We start from the raw sequence: 20,780 nt of genomic DNA, 5'->3' as shown, positions 1-20,780 counted from the left end.
GTATGCGTTTTATTTTTCTCTAGAATAAAAATTTTTAAACCTCAGAGAATTATTCATTACATTTTTTCTGTTATTTTTCACTTTTTTCTTCTGTAACGTGTTCCATTTTTTTACGTCGTTCTGCTCGAGCGGCTCTTCGGGCAGCTCTTCTTTCTTCCGCTTCAAGATCCGTCGTTTTTTCTTTTCTCGTCTTAACGACTACATCAATGGACTCTTCTGGTTCAAGTCTTTTCTTGATTTTTTCTAATTCTCCTGACAGTGCAGCATAGTTGTAAAAACGTTTTTTAGCATCTTGGACAGTCTTTTCAAATAAAGCTTTTGCAAGATTTGGATTTGCGTTCTCTAGTGAAGAAAAGCGAACCTGTTTCCTCATGAAATCAGGCATAGTAGAGAAATCAGGTTTTTTGTAGTCCAAAGTCATTGGTTTCTTGTTTTTTTCGACCATTGTAGGGTTATATCGATATAATGACCAATAACCAGAAGAAACAGCTTCTTTTGCTTCTTTAAGCGATTCTTTCATTCCACCAAGCAAGCCATGTGTGATACAAGGTGTATAGGCAATAATCAAAGAAGGGCCAGGATACTTTTCTGCTTCTTCAAATGCTTTGATTGTCTGCATTTGATTGGCCCCTGAAGCGATTTGTGCTACATAGACATTCCCATATGTCATCGCCATCATCCCTAAGTCTTTCTTTGAAGCATATTTTCCACTAGCTGAAAATTTAGCGATTGCCGAAGCTGGTGTTGCTTTTGAGGTTTGACCGCCAGTATTGGAATAGACTTCGTTATCCAAAACAAGGATATTTACGTCTGCTCCGCTGGCAAGTACATGATCGATCCCGCCAAAACCAATGTCGTAAGCCCATCCATCTCCGCCAATCATCCATTGGCTGTTTTTTACGAATAGATCTCTTCTCTTGTATATATCTTCCAGTTCAGGGACAATTGATCGTTCATTTTCGATCGCTGCTTGCAGTTTTGCTGCTCTTTGTTGCGTTCCTTCACTCTCAAAGAGATGTTCCAACCAGTCTTCCATCAATTCTCGCAGTTCTTCTGACACTTTTGGCAATACTTCTTTGATTGAATTTGCCAAAGCCTCACGACGAGTCTGTGCCGCCAGAAGCATACCATAACCAAATTCAGCATTATCTTCCAATAAAGAATTTGACCATGCAGGCCCTTGACCACATTCGTTTGTCGTATAAGGCGAAGCTGGAGAGGCACCGCCCCAAATAGAAGAACAGCCTGTCGCATTCGCAATCATCATTCGATCGCCGAACATTTGTGTCAATAATTTTACATAAGGTGTTTCGCCACAGCCTGAGCAAGCGCCTGAGAATTCAAGAAGTGGTTGGTTGAATTGTGTCGATAAAACCGTATTTTTCCCTTTCACTGGATTTTCTTTTTGTCTTAGCGTCATCGCAAAAGCCCAATTCATAGCTTGTTCTTTCTGTTCTTCATAAGGTTTCATCACTAAAGCTTTGCCTTTTGCGGGACAAGCCTCTACACACAGACCACAACCTGTACAGTCTTCCACTGAAACTTGGATACGGTATTTTACGCCGTCTGCGCCTCTCATTTCTCTCACGATAAATCCTTCTGGCGCTTCTTCCATTTCCTCTTCATCTGCTAAAAATGGACGGATGGCAGCATGTGGACACACAAAGGCACATTCATTACACATCGTACAGCGATCACTAATCCACTCAGGTACTTCTAAAGCGACACCTCGCTTTTCAACAGAAGCCGTTCCTAAAGGCATTTCGCCAGTTGTCATTCCATTTGCTACAAGCGTACCAACAGAGAGATGATTCCCTTCTTGCGCATTCACTGGCTCAAGGATTTCTTGTACATACCCCTTGTTCCTTTTATTGATTTTTTCAGGCATCTCCAATGTTTTCCAATTTTCTGGAATCACAACTTCATGAAGCAGTTCGATTGTCCGATCGATTGCCTGTATGTTTTTTTCTACGATAGCCATTGATTTATGCCCGTAGCTTTTTAGTGCTTCTTCTTTTAGCAACGGAATCACTTCATCAAATGGAATGATGTCAGCTAATTTAAAAAATGCTGTTTCCATTGCCGTATTGATCCGTCGTCCCAAACCAACTTCTTGGGCCAATCTCATGGCATTGATCGTATAGAACCGAATGTTATTTTCAGCCAAGTAACGTTTTAATTTTATGGGCAGATGCGTTTCTAATTGTTCGTCACTCCAAAGAGTATTCAGTAAAAAGATTCCACCTGGCTTCAATCCTTTGACTAAGTCATAGCTATGCAGGTAAGCTGGTGTGTGACAAGCAACAAGGTCCGCATGCTCGACAAGATACGCTGAACGTATCGGCGTATCTCCAAAACGCAGATGAGAGACAGTTAGACCGCCAGATTTTTTCGAATCATAATAAAAATAGCCTTGAGCATATTTGTCTGTGTGATCCCCGATAATCTTGATGGCTGATTTATTTGCACCAACTGTTCCGTCAGATCCAAATCCCCAAAACTTTGCCTGGAATGTTTGCGGTTCTGTTAAATCTAGACTTTCTTTTGTTTCCAAAGATTGATAAGACACATCATCCACGATCCCAATGGTGAACCGTTTTTTGCGTATACTTGGATCTTTTTGCAATTCATCAAAAACTGCCGAGATTTGATCGGGTGTCACATCTTTCGAACCTAATCCGTAGCGACCACCAATAATAGCCGGGCGAAATTCAGAATCATATAACGCACTTTGAACGTCTAATAAAAGGGGTTCTCCCCCTGCTCCTGGCTCTTTACTTCGATCAAGAACAGCGATTGCTTTTACTGTATGAGGTAACTTTTGCACAAATGTTTCCACTGGAAAAGGTCGATAAAGATGGATATTCAAAAAACCTGTTTTCCGTCCGTTTGCATTCAAATAATCAACTGTTTGCTCAATCGTCTGTGCAACTGATCCCATCGAAACAATGACCTCTTCTGCATCAGCTGCTCCGTAATAAGTCACCAAATCATAAGAAGTACCTCGTAATCGATTAATCTCTTTCATATATTTTTGTACGATTGCAGGTAACTTATCATAATACGGATTGATTGTTTCCCGTTGTTGAAAATGAATATCTGGATTCTGGTTCGTGCCACTAACTGTCGGATGATTGGGATTCATCCCACGTTTACGAAAAGAAGCTAACTTCTCCTGATTGACCAAAGGAGCTAATTCTTCATATTCCAAAACTTCGATTTTTTGAATTTCGTGACTCGTACGGAACCCATCAAAGAAATTCAAAAAAGGCAATTCGCCTTCAATGGAAGCAAGATGGGCAACAGGTGTCAAATCCATCACTTCTTGCACACTGCTTTCAGCTAGCATCGCAAACCCTGTTTGTCTTGCAGCCATCACGTCTCCATGATCTCCAAATATATTTAAAGCATTCGTCGTCACTGCCCGACTAGCAACGTGAAAAACACTTGGCAGTAGTTCCCCAGCAATTTTATACATATTCGGTATCATCAAAAGCAACCCTTGTGAGGCGGTATATGTAGTTGTCAGCGCACCAGTTTTCAGTGAACCGTGAACCACGCCAGCTGCTCCTGCTTCGGATTGCATTTCCACTACTTTTACTGGTTGACCAAATACATTTTCTTTTCCTGCTGCTGACCATTGATCGACTAATTCAGCCATGGTCGAACTGGGCGTTATCGGATATATTGCAGCAATCTCGGTAAAAGCATAAGAAATATACGCGGCTGCCGTATTGCCGTCCATTGTTTTCATTTTTCGCATGATTCATCATCCTTGTTCATATTCTCTCTTATTATCTGTTCCATTATAACGTAAAATATTCCATTTTTTCTTTTATTTAGAAAAATATTTCACATACGTCTATTTCAATCATTTTTTTAGAAAAACAATCTAAATCGTTGCCTTTTTTTGTCAGACATGTGTAAACTATAACCGAAAGAGGTGTTTTTACATGGATATATCAGTGATTGATGCAACAAAAACAACTACAGAAAAAGGTATTACTTATGGTTCATCAGATGCTCCTAAAAAAATGATCGAATTCATCAACTTAGCTTGCCCATATTGCCGACAATGGTTTGAAGAATCTCATGAGCTATTGGAAGAAGCCGTCCAAAGCGGTCAATTACAGAGAGTGATCAAATTATTCGATAAAGAAAAAGAAAGCTTGCAGCGAGGAAACGTGATGCACCGGTATATCACGATCAGCGATGGACAACAAGCAATCAAAGAGATCAAACAAATATTCGATACTCAAGACGAGTGGAAACATCTTTCGCTCCAAGGAGTAGCGGATTTTGCAGCAGATAAATTAGGGCTGGCAGAACAAAAAAACGAACAGCTGAGCCAAGCTATCATCAACGAAGCTGAGCAAGCACATATTCGATTTGTTCCAACCGTCATCTTGGGTAAAGAAATCTTTGATGAATCTATTTCAAAAGAAAAACTAAAAGAATTGATCCAAGCAAAATAAAACAACAAGGGGGCTGTGACAAAAGTCTTGTCACAGCCCTTTCCTAGTATGTTTTTTCCGAATAAACGGTGTTCCAGAAGTAGCTTCTGTCACAACCTCTCCACTAAACAGTATTCAATCAGATATAGTTTCCAGTGATCGTTTGTGCGTTCTTTAATCCTCCTGGAATCCCTTCATAAAGAATATTTCCACCACCAGATCCACCTTCTGGTCCAAGATCAATGATCCAATCAGCACTTCGGATCACATCTAGATTGTGTTCAATAACAATGACCGTGTTCCCTTTATCCACTAAGTTATTGATAATTCGAATCACATTTTCGACATCTGACATATGCAGTCCTGTTGTTGGCTCATCTAGAATGTATATTTGTCCATTTGTTTTCAATTCATTAGCTAATTTCAGCCTTTGTGCTTCTCCGCCAGATAAGGTGTCCATCGGCTGTCCAAGAGTCAGATAACCAATACCAACTTCTTTTAGATTCTCAAGCTTTCGCTGGATCTCTTTCTCATCAAAAAATTCAAGTGCTTCTTCTATGGTCATATCCATGACTTCTACGATATTTTTTCCACGATAACGATAATCCAAAACAGCTGGATCATAACGTTTCCCATGGCAATTTGAACAAACTACCTCTGATTTGTCCATAAAGGATAGATTAAGCTCGATTACACCCATTCCTTTGCATTCTGGACAAGCCCCTTTAGAATTGTAGCTGAAATATCCAGCATCAACTTGATTTTCTTTACCAAAAGCTTTCCGAATGTTATTCATGATCCCACTGAATGTGGCTGGATTTGACCGTTTGTTCGTATGGATTGGATTTTGATCAATAAGTAGGCTTTCTGGAAAGTCTTTTAAAAATACTTGATTGACCAATGTACTCTTGCCAGAACCAGCTACCCCAGAAACAACGGTAAAAACACCTTTAGGGATTTCTAAGCGAATATTTTTTAAATTATGCAAAGAGCTCTGGCGGCTAATAAAGGTTTCTGAAAATGTCCGTACTTCTTTTTTGATTGGTAATTGATGTCCCAAATAGTTTCCCGTTAACGTACCAGAATCCAGTAACCCATCATAATCCCCAGTATACATGATCTCACCGCCGTGACTTCCAGCATAAGGTCCTACATCCACGATATGATCGGCCACCTTGATGACATCAGGATCATGTTCGACTACCAGAACTGTATTCCCTTCATCTCGGATTTTTTTTAATAAATCATTAAGTAGATGGACATCTCTAGGATGCAATCCTGTACTTGGCTCATCAAAAATATACATCATATTAGTCAAACTGCTAGCTAATTGCTTCACCATTTTTACTCGCTGTGATTCCCCTCCAGATAAACTTGAAGTCTCGCGTGTCAATGTCATATAGCCTAATCCAATATCAATCAAATCTTGGATACGTTTTTTGATACTGGCAATCAACGGATGACGCTCTTTGTCATCTAACGTTTCTAGTATTTGTAATAGTGAAGATAATTCTTTTGCGGTCAAATCGTATATATTATAACCGTTTATTTTAGAGTTTAGGACTTCGTGTGAGAAACGTTTTCCTTGGCATTCTGGACAAGTGTCCATTTTGGTATACGTCTCCAGAACCTTTGCTGTTTTTTTCGTTGTTTCTTTTTCAGTATGGACATTGGTTCGCATGAATCGAGTGACAATCCCTTCATACGTCACATTCATATCTCCCGCACTTGGTATATTGATTCTCTCTGCTTTTCCATACAATAATCGATCGTATTCTTCTGATGTGTATTCGGAGATTGGTTTGTTTGGGTCGAATAAACCAGTCTCTGCATACATTTTCCAATACCAAGTCCCTACCGTGAAATTGGGAAGCAAGATTGCTCCTTCATTTAGTGAGCGTGTCACATCTACGGCGGCATCGATATTCAATGTTATCGTTTTTCCAATTCCTTGGCAGACAGGGCACATACCTTGAGGATCATTAAATGAATACGCGTTGGCATAACCTAATGGCGGTTCAGCAAAGCGTGAAAATAAAATTCGAAAAAGTGCCTGAATATCCGTTGCAGTACCTAAAGTGGATCGAGCATTTCCTCCCAGTTTCTTCTGATTGATCAAAACAGCCGTGGATAAATGCTTGATTTCATCAATATCAGGTCTGCTATATTTAGGCAAAAAATTACGTGCAAAACTATTAAAAGTCTCATTCAGTTGTCTGCCCGCCTCCTGTGCAATCGTATCAAAAACAATAGAAGATTTGCCAGACCCTGATACGCCAGTAAAGATGGTAATTTTATTTTTTGGGATACGCAAATCAATGTTTTTCAAGTTGTTTTCTCGTGCATGAATCAATTCAATATACTCTGTCATCCTTGTTTCTCCTTTAAAATCGATTTTTAAACAAATCTATGGCGAACAACGGGCAGTAATAGGGATTTATAGTTTGACAGAAGAAGAAAAGAAAAGCAAGTGATATTTTGTTAAATAAAAAAAACTGATACATCCGCACCTCTGCTTCATGTATCAGTTTTTACATTGGATTACACTGCTTCTTCACGTAGTTTTTCCGCAAATTCATTGATTTTGCGTATACGGTGATTGATTCCCGATTTGGATATCGTACCTGAGGGAATCATTTCCCCTAACTCTTTCAAACTGACTTCTGGATGCTGAAGCCGGAGTTCAGCAATTTCCTGAAGTTTTTCAGGAAGGGCATGCAGACCGACCTTTGCTTCGATCAATTCGATGTTTTCAATTTGTTTAGAAGCCGCATCAATCGTCTTATTCAAATTTGCTGTCTCACAATTAACTAGGCGATTGACCGAATTTCTCATATCCCGTACGATCCGCACGTCTTCAAATCGAAGCATCGAATTAGTTGCACCAATCAGTGTCAAGAAATCAGCAATCTTTTCTGCGCCTTTTAAATAGGAAATATAGCCATTGCGTCGTTCAAGCGTTCGAGCATGCAGTCCGTAATAATTCAACATATCGCAAATGTCTTGGTTATGCTGTTCATAAATGGAAAATATCTCTAAATGGTAACGGCTTGTTTCTGGATTATTGACTGAACCCGAGGCCATAAAAGCCCCACGTAAATACGAACGCATTTTTTGCGAATTCCCCATAATCTCGTCCGAAACGTGTCCATTGAACATCATACCATCCATAATATCAAGATCCATCAACACATCTTTTGTGCCTTGCTTCAAGCGGACGATATAGACATTGTTCTTTTTTAATTTCATTTTTTTACGAACGAGTAGCTCACTTCGTACCTGATAATGATCTTTCAAAAGAGAATAGATACGTCTGGCAATTGCAGCATTTTCTGTTTGGACGTTCAAAATAAACTGCTGGTTCACAATACCTAAAGAGCCGTTCATTCGCAACAAAGCAGCTAATTCTGCTTTCGCATGTTCTCGATGAACTTCCAAACCAGTTAGTTCTTTCTTCACATCTGCAGCAAATGACATCCTATTCTCCTCCTTTCTCCAACAATAAATTGCTTAATATTTTGAACCGAAAACTAATCGGAATAATTCTTCTACCACTTTGTCTCCATCATGGAAGACACCACCGTCTTTCAATTCTAAAAAGTCGGTAGAAATCACTCGACAGCCTTCATTTCTCAATCCATGGAAATCATGTGCGACTTGTACTAAGTACTCATCATAGATTTCCGGGTCCATATAATCTTCTGGTACTTTTTCCGTATTGACTAGTACCGTGTCGATAAAAGGCTGCTTCAAATGCTTGTGTAAGACACGTATATGATCGGCATCGGTGAAGTGTTCAGTTTCCCCTTTTTGGGTCATGATATTACAGATATACACGGTTTCAGCAGTTGTATTAATCATAGCTTCGCCAATTTCTGGTATCACTAAATTGGGAAGGATGCTAGTGAATAAACTGCCGGGACCCAAAACGACCATGTCGGCATCCATAATTGCTGAAACGACTTTTCGTGCCGCTTTAGCTTCACTTTTATCATTCGTGTTGCAAACATAGACATGATCGATCGTTTTGCGATCAATCGCGATTTTAGATTCTCCTACTGCAGTCGTTCCGTCTTTAAAGACGGCATGCAAGGTCAAAGGCGTTTCTGAAGAAGGATAGACGTGTCCATCTACATGCATCATTTTCGCTAATAATTGAATCGCTTCATATGTGCTTCCTCGCATTTCGGAAACTGCAGCAATAATCAGGTTACCGATCGTATGATTGGCTAAGAACTGATCTTCTTTTTTAAAACGATATTGGAAAATATCTTCATAGAATTGCGGCATATCTGATAACGCTACTAAGACATTTCTCAAGTCACCAGGAGGAGCCATAGCGATCGATTCTCTGATTGCGCCGCTGCTTCCACCATCATCCGCAACAGTTACTACCGCCGTGATATCTGCTCCCTGATTTCGTAAACTTTTTAGGATAACCGGCAGACCCGTGCCACCGCCGACCACTACGATCTTTGGTTTTCTTATCCGGTAGGTTTTCATTTTCACGACCGGTTCACCGTCTCTTTCCTTTTATCCTTGTCCCGATGTGTCACATTGACTTTATATGTTTTTCCTAAAGCATTTGCCAAACGTTCAGTCAACGCCACAGAACGGTGTTGGCCGCCTGTACAGCCGATTGCAACTGTCAAGCTGCTTTTTCCTTCTTTGATATATCCAGGCAATACGGTTTCCAGAAGATCCAAAAATTTATGATAGAAAGATTGTGTTTCATCAAAGGACATCACATAATCATAGACTGGCTGGTCTTTACCAGTTAGTGGTCTTAGTTCTGGAATATAATGAGGATTTGGCAAAAAACGTACATCCATCACGATATCAGAGTCAATCGGCAACCCATATTTAAAGCCAAATGATACAAATTCGATTCGAAATCCTTGGTCTCCCTTTGACTTGAAAGACTCGTTGATTTTTTCGCGTAATTGTCGTGGTGTCAATGTCGTGGTGTCAATGATCACGGAAGCTTGTGCTTTCAAGTCGTCTAATATTGCCCGCTCTTTACGGATTCCTTCAGTGATCAAACCGTCCATTGCCATCGGATGCGCTCGTCTTGTTTCTTTGTAACGAGCAACTAGTTCTTCGTCCGAAGCATCTAAAAACAAGATAGAAGTGTCGATGAAGTTCGTATTTTCGATTTCAATCAGCATGTTTTGAATTTCTTCAAAGAAGGAACGAGAACGTAAATCTACTCCTAAAGCCATTTTTGTGACTTTACCTGATTCTTTGATTAATTCCCAGAATTTTGGAATCAATCGAGGTGGCATATTATCGATACAAAAATAGCCCATATCCTCAAAACTTTGGATAGCTACTGTTTTTCCTGCACCGCTCATACCTGTTATGATGACTAATTGCAAATTATCTGTCATATTTACGAACCCCTCTCACATTGTACATAATAAAATTATATCATTCCGGGCGTATCATTACCAGCTTTCTTTCTCTTTTACAAAAAGATTTGGACCAAATATCTTTTAGGATATTTGCCCCAAATCCAAGATTTTTCTACTTTTCAGATACTGTATCTAATGTTTCGTTTCTTTCAGCTAATGCACGTTCGATCGTCCGATCCGCTAAAATAGATTGAGCATCGATCACTGGGTAATGATTATCTTCAGCAAATTCATGCATCAAAGATAATTCCGTGCAACCTAGAATAACTTTTTCACAGTTTAATCGCTCTACCGCTTCCTCCAAAATCTCATAGTAGAGTTCTTGATTCAAGTGATCTGACTCTTTGATTTCATGATAGATCAAATAATTGATTTTTTCTTGAAGCGCAGTATCAGGAATCACTGTTTCGAATCCAAGATTTTTGACTTCGCGTTCATAGATTCCAGCTTTCATACTTCCTTCTGTTCCTAGAATCGCTACTTTCCCTGTCGTATGCTGACGGACAAGTTCATTTGCTGCTTCTCTTGGCATATGCAGGATAGGAATATCCGTTGCCGCTTGTAATTCTTCAAAAAAGTAATGTGCTGTGTTACAAGTCAACACAATGAAGTTTGGTCGCAATAAATTTTGTTTCTCAATATCGTCCAGCAGAAACGGCATTGGATTTTCTTCTGATCGATCTAAAATATAAGCTGTACGATCAGGAACTGTTGCATGATTGAATAAGACATAATTCAAATATTCTTGATCTTTTGTAGCTTTCGTTCGGTGGTTGATCAAGCGAACAAAACTTTCTGTCGCCATCGTGCCCATTCCGCCTAAAATACTGAAAAAATTCTCCATGAACTAGCCTTCTTTCACATGAAAATACTTTTTGAATCTTGGAATATAGTTATGGAACATATATTTCATCAACATCCAGCGCTTGATTGACCGATCTTTTTCATAAAATACAGTAGTGCCGTAACGATTTTCTTTGATCATTTGCTCAGCTAGTTTTTTGTCTTCATTTTCCCGAGCATATTCTAAAAAGATTTTTTTGGGCACACCCATCCATAATCTTGCTTTATCTGATTGATTCGTTCCATAGGTCGTTTCAACAAAGGGTTTGTTGAACACTCGATCTTCTGTGACGAAACGAGCCAGATTCAAGCCGTTCAATGTCACAAAGAAACTGCTACGTCCTTGTCTCAAATTGATTTCAAATAATTTATATTCTCCATCTCTAGGATCATACTTCATATCGAAATTGGCAAAGCCGGTATATTCGATTTTTTCCAAAAATGCTTTAATGGTTTGATAGATTTTTTCGTTATAATCTGGCATGATCACAACGTAATTTCCAATCGATGCTGGTGTAGGATCTTCTAAAAGTGGATGACCAAGACACATCATCCGAACTTGATGATCTTCATCTACATACGCATTTAGCACACGCATATTACTATCATCACCCGGGATAAAATCTTGTACGATCATTTCACTAGTATAACCGGCTTCATAGATCCGACCTAAAATCAAATCAAACTCTTCTCTCGTTTCTAGAATAAACGCTTTTTTTCTTCCTTCAAATTGAACGGAAAGGTACTCCACACTGTTTGCGGGTTTCAAAGCAACCGGGAATTCAAAAGGCAATTCCTGTTCTAAGCGTCCATTTACTAACATTTCTTCTCTGACGATCAATGTTTTAGGATACGGAAGATCATATTCTTCACAAACTTCATAAAAGCTTACTTTATTGATCAGTCTTTCAAATAAAGAATAATCAATATACGGACAGATAAAATATTCTGACAGCTCTTGCTTATGTTGAGAGATCAATTCTGCATACCCATCACCACAAGCGATCAAAAGATATTTTTTACTCTTATCAGAATATCTTTCTTTTGCCAAACGAAGCATCGTCTCGATAAATACAGGGTCTTTATCAAATCCTGGAATGACTTCTACATTGACGATTTTACTGTAGCGGGTAGGGGCTAATTGATCAGAAGCATATGCTTGGCAGACTTTGCCGTATGCTTCGTTAAAAGAACGTGCCATACCATAAACGTTCATGTCGCTTCCTAATAATATAGGGATAAATTCTTCATTTTCAATACTGTTCATCATTATCTCTCACTTACTCATAATCTCTTGTTTTTCTTTTCTAACTACACAAGGAATATCATACCATAAAGAAAAAAGCAATCAAAGGAAACTCCTCCGATTGCTCAATTCTTTTTTGAACGGATTGAACTTATAGGAAGTTTTTATCTATACCAATCAGTGTAGAAAGAACTACCATGTAATGATTCTAGAACACTAGTATTAAGAAAACAAGCAAAAATTCATTTTTTTATGTTTTTTTAACTATCTCAGCGATCTATCTTCTTTATACCATTATTTTTTTCAAATAGTGACCTGTATAGCTTTCTTTTACATCAATGATTTCTTCTGGAGTTCCAGTCGCAAGGATCGTTCCTCCGCCTTCTCCGCCTTCTGGTCCTAAATCAATGATATGATCGGCTGTTTTGATTACATCTAGATTGTGTTCGATCACTAAAACTGTATTACCAGCGTCTACTAACCTTTGTAACACTTGCAGCAAACGGGCGATATCGTCGCTATGAAGACCAGTCGTTGGTTCATCTAATATATAGAAATTCTTTCCATTAGAGATTTTGTGTAATTCACTGGCAAGTTTCATCCGTTGCGCCTCGCCACCGGACAATGTCGTTGCTGGTTGTCCCATCGTCACATACCCTAAGCCAACATCAACGATCGTTTGCAGTTTGCGATGAATCTTTGGAATATGCTTGAAGAATTCTACAGCATCTTCTACCGTCATTTCCAAAACATCTGCAATGCTTTTTCCTTTGTAATGCACTTCTAATGTTTCAGAGTTATATCGTTTGCCATGACATACTTCACAAGGAACATAGACATCAGGCAAAAAGTGCATTTCGATCTTAATAATCCCATCCCCGCGACACGCTTCACAACGACCGCCTTTTACGTTGAAACTAAAACGACCTTTCTTATATCCCCGCATTTTTGCCTCGTTTGTTTGAGCAAATAACCCACGGATATCATCAAAGACACTCGTATAAGTCGCTGGATTACTTCTCGGCGTCCGTCCGATTGGGCTTTGATCGATGTCGATGATCTTTTCGATACTTTCGTAGCCGGAAATTGTCTTGAATTTACCTGGCTTGGCAGAATTCTTATTTAATTTCTGCGCTAATGATTTCTTTAAGATACTATTGACCAATGTACTCTTTCCAGAACCAGACACACCTGTTACTGCTACAAATTCTCCTAAAGGAAATTCGACACTGATATTTTTCAGATTGTTTTCTGAAGCACCAGTAATCTTGATTGCTTTCCCATTACCTTTACGGCGTTCTTTTGGCACCGGGATCGATTTTTTCCCTGAAAGATATTTCCCTGTCAAAGAATTTTCATCATTAGCTACTTCTTCAGGAGTACCTGCAGCAACGATTTGTCCGCCTTGTTCCCCTGCTCCAGGTCCGACGTCAATCAGATAATCTGCTGCCCACATCGTATCTTCATCATGTTCGACCACAACGAGTGTATTGCCAAGATCACGCATTTTCTTCAATGAGCCAATCAGTCGATCATTATCGCGTTGATGTAATCCGATCGATGGTTCATCTAAAATATACAGAACTCCAGAAAGATTCGATCCAATTTGCGTAGCCAATCTGATTCGCTGTGCTTCTCCTCCAGATAACGTTCCCGAAGCACGACTCAAGGTTAGATAGTCTAATCCGACATTTTCTAAGAATGAAAGTCTGTCATTTACTTCTTTTAAAATCGGTTTGGCAATCACTTTTTCTTGTTCAGATAATGTAAGGTTTGAGAAGAAGTCTACTGCTTTTTGGATAGACAATTCATTTGTTTGCCCAATATTCGTTCCATTGATTTGAACAGATAATGCTTGAGGATTCAAACGATAACCTTTACACGTCTGACAAGTCAATTCGGTCATATAAAGACGCATTTGCTCACGCGTGAAATCACTGTTCGTATCATGATAACGACGTTCGATATTTTTCAATACTCCTTCGAAAGTTGTTTCTACATCGCGAACGCCACCAAAATCATTTTCATAATGGAAATGGAAAAGTTCATCTGTTCCATTTAAGATGATTTCCTGATGTTCTTCCGGTAATTCTTCGAATGGTGTATCCAAATCGATACCGAAACTTTCGCAAGCCTGCGCTAACATTTGAGGATAATATTGAGAGCTGATTGGGTTCCATGGAACGATTGCACCTTGACTAAGCGTCTTCGTTCTATCTGGAATGACTAAATCTTGATCGACTTCTAATTTGACGCCTAAACCGTCACAGTCTGGACAAGCTCCAAAAGGCGCATTGAAGGAGAACAGTCTTGGTTCTAGTTCACCAACAGTAAATCCGCAATAAGGACAAGCATAGTGTTCGCTAAACAACATTTCTTCTTCGCCAATCACGTCAACCAAAGCATAGCCGTCTGCCAGTCGCAAGGCTGCCTCTAAAGAATCAAATAGACGAGAACGAATTCCTTCTTTCACAATGATCCGGTCGATGACGATTGCGATATCGTGTTTTTTGTTTTTCTCCAGCTCAGGTACTTCACTTAAATCATAGATTTCGCCATCGACTCGAACGCGGACGTATCCCTCTTTTTGGATTCGTTCGAATATTTTTTTGTGTTGACCTTTTTTCTTTACCACGATTGGTGCCATTACTTGAATCTTTGTGCGCTCAGGTAAAGCCATTACTTGATCGGCCATTTGATCTACTGATTGACTGGTAATCTCGATATGATCGTTGGGACAAATCGGATGTCCTACACGAGCAAACAACAAGCGTAAATAGTCATTGATTTCCGTCACAGTACCTACTGTCGAACGAGGGTTTTTACTTGTTGTTTTCTGATCAATAGAAATCGCCGGACTCAATCCGTCGATGCTGTCTACATCTGGTTTATCCATTTGACCTAAAAACTGGCGGGCATACGCAGAAAGACTTTCTACGTATCTCCGCTGTCCTTCTGCATACAGTGTATCAAATGCTAAGGAACTCTTTCCAGAACCGGACAAACCTGTAACGACCACGAATTTGTCTCGTGGAATCGTGACATCTATATTTTTCAAGTTATGGGCACGTGCACCATGAATCGTAATTTTATCGTTAGCCATGTTGTCCTCCTACTTCGAAGCTTTTAATTCTAAAATCATATCTCGTACATTAGCGGCTGTTTCAAAATCCAAAGCTTTTGCCGCATCTTTCATTTCTTTTTCTAATTTCATCAATAACGTGTCTTTTTCTTCCTTCGTCATTTCTTCATACGACACTTTTACCGCTTCTTTTGTATCATCTTCCGATTCTTTCGTAATAGAAATCAAATCTCGGATTTCTTTAATGATCGTTTTTGGAACGATCCCATGTTCTTCATTGTACTTCTGCTGAATCGTACGACGTCTTGACGTTTCATCCATCGCTAAACGCATAGAATCCGTCACCTTGTCTGCGTACATGATTACTTTCCCTTCTTCATTACGAGCAGCTCGCCCAATCGTTTGGACTAAGGAACGTTCGCTACGTAAAAAGCCTTCTTTATCTGCATCCAAGATAGCAACAAGAGAAACTTCAGGTACATCTAATCCCTCACGAAGCAAATTGATTCCGACTAACACATCAAATTCGCCTAATCGTAGATCTCGAATGATCTCTGTTCGTTCCAACGTTTTGATATCACTATGCAGATATTTGACTTTGATTCCTAATTCTTTGAAATAATCTGTGAGGTCTTCTGCCATTTTTTTCGTCAGTGTCGTTACAAATACCCGTTGATCTTTTTCGACCCGTTCATTTATTTCGCCTACTAGATCATCGATTTGTCCCATGATTGGACGGACTTCGATTACTGGATCAAGCAGCCCTGTCGGACGGATGATTTGTTGGATAACGGTATCAGTTTGTTCATATTCATATGGTCCTGGTGTTGCAGAGACATAAATGATCTGATTGACATGTTTTTCAAATTCTTCTAGACGAAGCGGTCGATTGTCTAAAGCAGATGGCAAACGGAAACCGTAATCTACTAGCATCTGTTTTCTCGCTCGGTCGCCATTATACATTCCTCTGATTTGAGGCATGGTCACGTGCGATTCGTCAGCCACGATCAAAAAATCTTCAGGAAAGAAATCCAATAGCGTATAAGGCGGTTCGCCTTCTTTACGTCCGTCCATATGCCGAGAATAATTTTCGATTCCTGAAGTGTAGCCCATTTCTAACATCATTTCAATATCATAATTGGTTCGCTGTTCTAAACGTTGAGCTTCTAGAAGTTTGTTTTCATTTCGTAAAACAGCTAAACGCTGCTCTAATTCTGCTTTGATATTCGCTACGGCATGCTCCATATGTTCGTCATTCGTCACAAAATGAGTTGCCGGGAAGATTGCTACATGTTCCGTTTCTCCTAAAACTTCACCTGTCAGCGCATTGACTTCTCGGATACGTTCGACTTCATCTCCAAAAAACTCCACTCTTAAGGCACGTTCATCTCTTGAAGCCGGGAAAATCTCCACGACATCACCACGCACTCGAAAACGACCGCGCTGAAAATCTATATCATTTCTTTCGAACTGGATACTGACTAAGTCACGAATCAACTGGTTGCGATCTAATTCTGCTCCTTGTCGAATCGAAACGACTTGTTTTTGATACTCAAAAGGCGAACCTAATCCAAAAATACATGAAACGGATGCAATGACGATCACATCATTTCTTTCTAATAATGAACTAGTAGCCGAATGTCGTAATTTATCGATCTCATCATTTACACTTGAATCTTTTTCGATATACGTATCGCTTGAAGGCACATAAGCTTCAGGCTGATAATAATCATAATAAGAAACAAAATATTCAACAGCATTGTTAGGGAAAAATTCCTTGAATTCCCCGTACAGCTGACCAGCCAATGTTTTGTTATGGGCAATAATCAGCGTTGGTTTATTCACTTTCTCAATAAGATTGGAAATCGTATATGTTTTCCCTGTTCCAGTCGCACCTAATAAAATTTGTGCTTTTTTCCCGCCGACTACGCCATCCACTAATTGGTTAATCGCTTCAGGCTGATCACCAGCCGGTTGGTATTTCGAGACAAGCTCAAAGCGTCGGGAGGTATCTCTTTCAATCATTCTTTGTCCTCCTTTTCATTCATTCCTTTTCATTTTACGACCAATAAAAAGAAAAGGAAAGCAAAGGCATTCCTTACTAAAAAATTATACCACACCGAACATACTTTCGCCACTTTTTTCTCTCATTCTCCATGTTATGTTTTATAACATATAATGTTAGAAACTCGCATTTTTTTCATTTTTTCGAGCCTACAGTCTTGTCTGATTCAGCACTTTTCGCCTATAATAATAAAATATTGGAAATTTAGGAGGTTGATTATGAAAAGAAAGCATTTATTTCACTCATTTGTTTTCTTAATGACAGGACTTGTGACACTTGCGTTTGGTCATGTTGCACAAGCTGACAACACTACAACGGCAGAGTCAAGCACAAGCGAGACAATGCAAAAAATAGAGCCCAAAAAAGACGTATACGTAATTGCTAGCGACTCTGCTTTTGCTCCATTTGAATTTCAAAACGCAAACGGCGAGTATGAGGGCATCGATGTAAAATTGATGGAAAGCATCGCCAAACTGCAAGGATTCAACATCCGAATGGACTATCGTGGATTCTCCGCTGCTTTGCAAGCTTTAGAATCAGGACAAGCAGACGGGATGATTGCCGGAATGACGGTAACGGACGAAAGAAAGAAAAGCTACGATTTTTCTGATTCTTACTTTGACAGCGGAATTCAATTAGCTGTCAAAAAAGGCGACACTTCGATCAAGTCTTATGAAGATTTGAAAGGAAAAACAGTCGGAGCAAAAGTTGGAACCGAAAGTGCAGAATTTTTAAGCGATCATGAATCTGAATACGGCTATTCTATCAAATATTTTGATGCTGCAGATCAATTGTATGACGGGTTGAAAGTTGGCGCAATTGATGCCATGATGGATGATTATCCAGTAATTGGTTATGCGATCAAACAAGGACAAGAATTGGAAACACCAATCGAAAAAGAATCTGGCGGAAAGTATGCATTTGCCGTCAAAAAAGGGCAAAACCCTGAACTTCTTAATATGTTCAATGAAGGATTGAAAGAATTAAAAAGAACAGGCGAGTACGATAAGATCATCAAAGAATATGTAGCAGATGGTTCAGAATCTTCTAGTGATTCTTCCGCAGCTGATGAATCGACATTTCTTGGACTTATCCAAAACAACTATCAAGCATTGTTAAAAGGACTTTGGCGAACGATTCTCTTGACTTTGATCTCCTTCGCTTTGGCTATAGTAATCGGTGTGATTTTTGGATTATTCAGTGTAGCACCAATACGCGCGCTTCGCACGGTTGCTAGCATTTATGTCGATATCATCCGTGGGATTCCGATGATGGTTCTTGCATTCTTTATTTTCTTTGGATTGCCTGGTATCGTTGGATTTACGATCCCCGACTTCATCGCTGGTGTTATCACCTTGACTCTTAACGCAAGTGCTTATATCGCAGAGATTGTTCGAGGCGGAATCAATGCCGTTCCTGTCGGACAAATGGAAGCTTCTAGAAGTTTGGGTCTTTCTTATAATCGGACGATGCAAAAAATCATTTTACCACAAGCGATACGCATCATGATTCCATCATTCGTGAATCAGTTCGTTATCTCATTGAAAGATACAACGATCATTTCCGCAATTGGTGTAGTCGAATTGCTACAAACTGGTAAAATCATCGTTGCACGTACGACACAAAGTACGTATGTTTATTTGATCATCGCGATCATGTACTTGATTTTGATTACAGCATTGACAAAATTAGCGAAAGTTTTAGAAAAGAAGGTGAAGTAAGATGGCAGAAAAAATCTTAGTTGAGCATCTAGTCAAAAAATACGGCGATAACACAGTATTAAACGACATCAACGTATCCATCAACGAAGGAGATGTCGTCTGTATCATCGGCCCTTCAGGTTCAGGAAAAAGTACATTCTTACGTTGCTTGAATCGTTTAGAAGAACCTTCTGACGGTGAGATCATTATTGACGGCGCCCACTTGATGGATAAAAGCACAGATATCAACTTGGTGAGACAACATATCGGAATGGTATTCCAGCACTTTAACTTATTCCCTCATCTTTCTATTTTGGAAAACATCATTTTAGCACCGATGGATCTGAAGAAAGAATCCAGAGAAGAAGCAGAGAAAAAAGCAATCAAATTGCTACAGACAGTTGGTCTAGAAGATAAAAAAGATATGTATCCTGAAATGCTTTCCGGTGGACAAAAACAGCGTGTAGCTATCGCTCGTGCTCTAGCGATGAATCCTGACATCATGCTTTTTGATGAGCCTACTTCTGCACTCGACCCTGAAATGGTCGGTGATGTCTTGAACGTCATGAAAAAATTGGCAGAACAAGGTATGACGATGGTTATCGTTACGCACGAAATGGGGTTCGCTAAAGAAGTAGCCAATCGCGTCATGTTCATTGACGACGGAAACTTTTTAGAAGATGGAACGCCTCAACAAATCTTTGAAAATCCGCAAAATGAACGGACAAAAGATTTCTTGAATAAAGTATTAAATATTTAATAAAAACCAAAAATGCACGGTCGCCATGAAGGGACCGTGTGTTTTTATCTTCTTATTTTCTCACCTAACTGTATCAGTCGCATCGCTTGTTCTCCTGCACAAACAAGCAATCGCTCTACCTGTTCCATCGCATAAGAAAGTTCCATCGGTTCATTGATGATATCAAGTACATAGTCGATACCAGTTTCATAAATGGTCGAAAGATTAGCCGAGGCACTACCGACGATAGCTATAACAGGAATATCATATTTTTTGGCTAGAATAGCAATCCCAACTGGTGCTTTTCCATTCAAAGATTGACCGTCCATTCTCCCTTCACCTGTAATGACAACATCTGCCTTTTTCATGTATTCTTCAAGCTTTAAAAGTTCAAGGATTTTCGAGATTCCTTGACACATTTCTGCATCGCAGAACGCCAACAGACCTGCTCCTAAACCACCTGCCGCACCTGCACCTTCCATTTCTAGAACGGTTATCCCTAACGTTTCTTGGATCTTTTGACCATAATGACAGAGTGCTTCATCTAATTTTAACACTTGCGCTCCAGAAGCTCCTTTTTGTTTCCCATAAATAAAAGAAGCGCCGTTTTGCCCACATAGAGGGTTGGAAACATCAGATAAAATGTAAAAAACAGTCTCTTTCAACCTTGGATTAATATTAGATATATCAATGGAATCAATCATTGCGATTTCTTTCGCGCCAAGCGCTATCTCTTTTCCATCGGCATCTTTAAAAGACACTCCCAAAGCTTGGGCCATACCCACTCCGCCGTCGTTCGTTGCACTTCCACCAATACCGATATAAATTTCTTTTACACCATGGGCTAGTACTTCATTGATGAGCTCGCCTGTTCCATAAGATGTTGCTTCCATCGGATTCATCTGATTGGTTCCAACAAGCATCAAACCGGAAGCTTGAGCCATTTCGATCACGGCACGCTCGGTATCAATCAACCCAAATTTTGCTTGAACCATTTGCTGATACGGTCCAGTCACTGTGATGTATCGATATTCTCCACCGCACCCCTCAATGATTGCATCAACAGTACCTTCTCCACCATCTGCAATCGGGATCTTGAGTACATCTGCTTGTTTCTCCACTCGTTTGATTCCTTCTTCAATAGATGCTTCTACTTCAAAAGTCGAAGCACTTCCTTTATAGGAGTCTGACGCAATGATGATTTTTTTCTTCATGCTACACCTGCTTTTTCTATCAT

The 20,780-nt window shown here is 39.6% G+C and carries 13 protein-coding genes; 3 read left to right on the top strand and 10 right to left on the bottom strand.

The genetic code is table 11. The annotated features are described in order from the left end of the window. Positions 1 to 70: 70 nt before the first annotated feature. A complete protein-coding gene (nifJ, locus tag A5849_RS07265) occupies positions 71 to 3,763 on the bottom strand; it encodes a pyruvate:ferredoxin (flavodoxin) oxidoreductase (protein ID WP_002334747.1) in 3,693 nt (1,230 codons plus the stop codon). 190 nt (positions 3,764 to 3,953) lie between these two features. Here nifJ and A5849_RS07260 point away from each other — a divergent pair, with 190 nt between their 5' ends. Further along, a complete protein-coding gene (locus A5849_RS07260) occupies positions 3,954 to 4,475 on the top strand; it encodes a DsbA family protein (protein ID WP_002292093.1) in 522 nt (173 codons plus the stop codon). Between the two features lie 118 nt (positions 4,476 to 4,593). Here A5849_RS07260 and A5849_RS07255 read toward each other — a convergent pair whose 3' ends face one another. The 8 genes from A5849_RS07255 to uvrB form a co-directional block, all read right to left on the bottom strand. Further along, on the bottom strand, positions 4,594 to 6,825 hold the full coding sequence (locus A5849_RS07255) for an excinuclease ABC subunit UvrA (RefSeq protein ID WP_002309001.1): 2,232 nt from the start codon (positions 6,823 to 6,825) through the stop codon (positions 4,594 to 4,596). 170 nt (positions 6,826 to 6,995) lie between these two features. Then, the gene (gene whiA / locus A5849_RS07250) at positions 6,996 to 7,931 is read right to left on the bottom strand and encodes a DNA-binding protein WhiA (protein WP_002292098.1); all 936 of its coding nucleotides are present in this window, start codon (positions 7,929 to 7,931) and stop codon (positions 6,996 to 6,998) included. Between the two features lie 33 nt (positions 7,932 to 7,964). Beyond that, positions 7,965 to 8,963 (bottom strand): YvcK family protein, encoded by a 999-nt coding sequence (gene yvcK, locus A5849_RS07245; protein WP_002316327.1) that lies wholly within the window; start codon positions 8,961 to 8,963, stop codon positions 7,965 to 7,967. Next, entirely contained in the window at positions 8,960 to 9,844 is an 885-nt protein-coding gene (rapZ, locus tag A5849_RS07240) for an RNase adapter RapZ (protein WP_002292102.1), read from the bottom strand. Before rapZ ends, yvcK begins: the two co-directional genes overlap by 4 nt. Before the next feature lie 136 nt (positions 9,845 to 9,980). After that, positions 9,981 to 10,712 carry an aspartate racemase gene (locus A5849_RS07235; RefSeq protein ID WP_002345966.1) on the bottom strand — a complete coding sequence of 244 codons (732 nt, stop codon included), beginning with the start codon at positions 10,710 to 10,712 and terminating at the stop codon, positions 9,981 to 9,983. 3 nt (positions 10,713 to 10,715) lie between these two features. Continuing rightward, positions 10,716 to 11,981, bottom strand: coding sequence for a D-aspartate ligase (locus tag A5849_RS07230; protein WP_002320122.1), 1,266 nt, complete (start codon positions 11,979 to 11,981; stop codon positions 10,716 to 10,718). Between the two features lie 262 nt (positions 11,982 to 12,243). Continuing rightward, positions 12,244 to 15,060 carry an excinuclease ABC subunit UvrA gene (uvrA, locus tag A5849_RS07225; protein WP_002313677.1) on the bottom strand — a complete coding sequence of 939 codons (2,817 nt, stop codon included), beginning with the start codon at positions 15,058 to 15,060 and terminating at the stop codon, positions 12,244 to 12,246. Positions 15,061 to 15,069: 9 nt separating this feature from the next. Then, complete coding sequence (gene uvrB / locus A5849_RS07220) at positions 15,070 to 17,064, bottom strand: excinuclease ABC subunit UvrB (RefSeq protein WP_002347864.1); 1,995 nt, start codon at positions 17,062 to 17,064, stop codon at positions 15,070 to 15,072. 258 nt (positions 17,065 to 17,322) lie between these two features. On the opposite strand from uvrB, the gene A5849_RS07210 reads away from it, so the two are divergent. After that, positions 17,323 to 18,825 carry an amino acid ABC transporter substrate-binding protein/permease gene (locus tag A5849_RS07210; RefSeq protein WP_002292110.1) on the top strand — a complete coding sequence of 501 codons (1,503 nt, stop codon included), beginning with the start codon at positions 17,323 to 17,325 and terminating at the stop codon, positions 18,823 to 18,825. 1 nt (position 18,826) lies between these two features. Beyond that, a complete protein-coding gene (locus tag A5849_RS07205; RefSeq protein WP_002292113.1) occupies positions 18,827 to 19,564 on the top strand; it encodes an amino acid ABC transporter ATP-binding protein in 738 nt (245 codons plus the stop codon). A 44-nt stretch (positions 19,565 to 19,608) separates the two neighbouring features. Here the strand turns inward: A5849_RS07205 and A5849_RS07200 are convergent, their stop codons facing one another. After that, positions 19,609 to 20,757 carry a glycerate kinase gene (locus tag A5849_RS07200; RefSeq protein WP_002292114.1) on the bottom strand — a complete coding sequence of 383 codons (1,149 nt, stop codon included), beginning with the start codon at positions 20,755 to 20,757 and terminating at the stop codon, positions 19,609 to 19,611. Positions 20,758 to 20,780: the final 23 nt, after the last annotated feature.

It is taken from the genome of Enterococcus sp. 10F3_DIV0382, assembly GCF_002140245.1.
Lineage (GTDB): Bacteria > Bacillota > Bacilli > Lactobacillales > Enterococcaceae > Enterococcus_B > Enterococcus_B lactis.
Note: the sequence above shows the minus strand (reverse complement) of the source record. Positions and strands in the feature narration are given on the sequence as shown.

Excerpts from the sequence above, each read along its gene's own strand:
- nifJ (WP_002334747.1), bottom strand. The coding sequence starts at position 3,763 with ATGCGAAAAATGAAAACAATGGACGGCAATACGGCAGCCGCGTATATT.
- A5849_RS07260 (WP_002292093.1), top strand. The coding sequence starts at position 3,954 with ATGGATATATCAGTGATTGATGCAACAAAAACAACTACAGAAAAAGGT.
- A5849_RS07255 (WP_002309001.1), bottom strand. The coding sequence starts at position 6,825 with ATGACAGAGTATATTGAATTGATTCATGCACGAGAAAACAACTTGAAA.
- whiA (WP_002292098.1), bottom strand. The coding sequence starts at position 7,931 with ATGTCATTTGCTGCAGATGTGAAGAAAGAACTAACTGGTTTGGAAGTT.
- rapZ (WP_002292102.1), bottom strand. The coding sequence starts at position 9,844 with ATGACAGATAATTTGCAATTAGTCATCATAACAGGTATGAGCGGTGCA.
- A5849_RS07235 (WP_002345966.1), bottom strand. The coding sequence starts at position 10,712 with ATGGAGAATTTTTTCAGTATTTTAGGCGGAATGGGCACGATGGCGACA.
- A5849_RS07230 (WP_002320122.1), bottom strand. The coding sequence starts at position 11,981 with ATGATGAACAGTATTGAAAATGAAGAATTTATCCCTATATTATTAGGA.
- uvrA (WP_002313677.1), bottom strand. The coding sequence starts at position 15,060 with ATGGCTAACGATAAAATTACGATTCATGGTGCACGTGCCCATAACTTG.
- uvrB (WP_002347864.1), bottom strand. The coding sequence starts at position 17,064 with ATGATTGAAAGAGATACCTCCCGACGCTTTGAGCTTGTCTCGAAATAC.
- A5849_RS07210 (WP_002292110.1), top strand. The coding sequence starts at position 17,323 with ATGAAAAGAAAGCATTTATTTCACTCATTTGTTTTCTTAATGACAGGA.
- A5849_RS07205 (WP_002292113.1), top strand. The coding sequence starts at position 18,827 with ATGGCAGAAAAAATCTTAGTTGAGCATCTAGTCAAAAAATACGGCGAT.
- A5849_RS07200 (WP_002292114.1), bottom strand. The coding sequence starts at position 20,757 with ATGAAGAAAAAAATCATCATTGCGTCAGACTCCTATAAAGGAAGTGCT.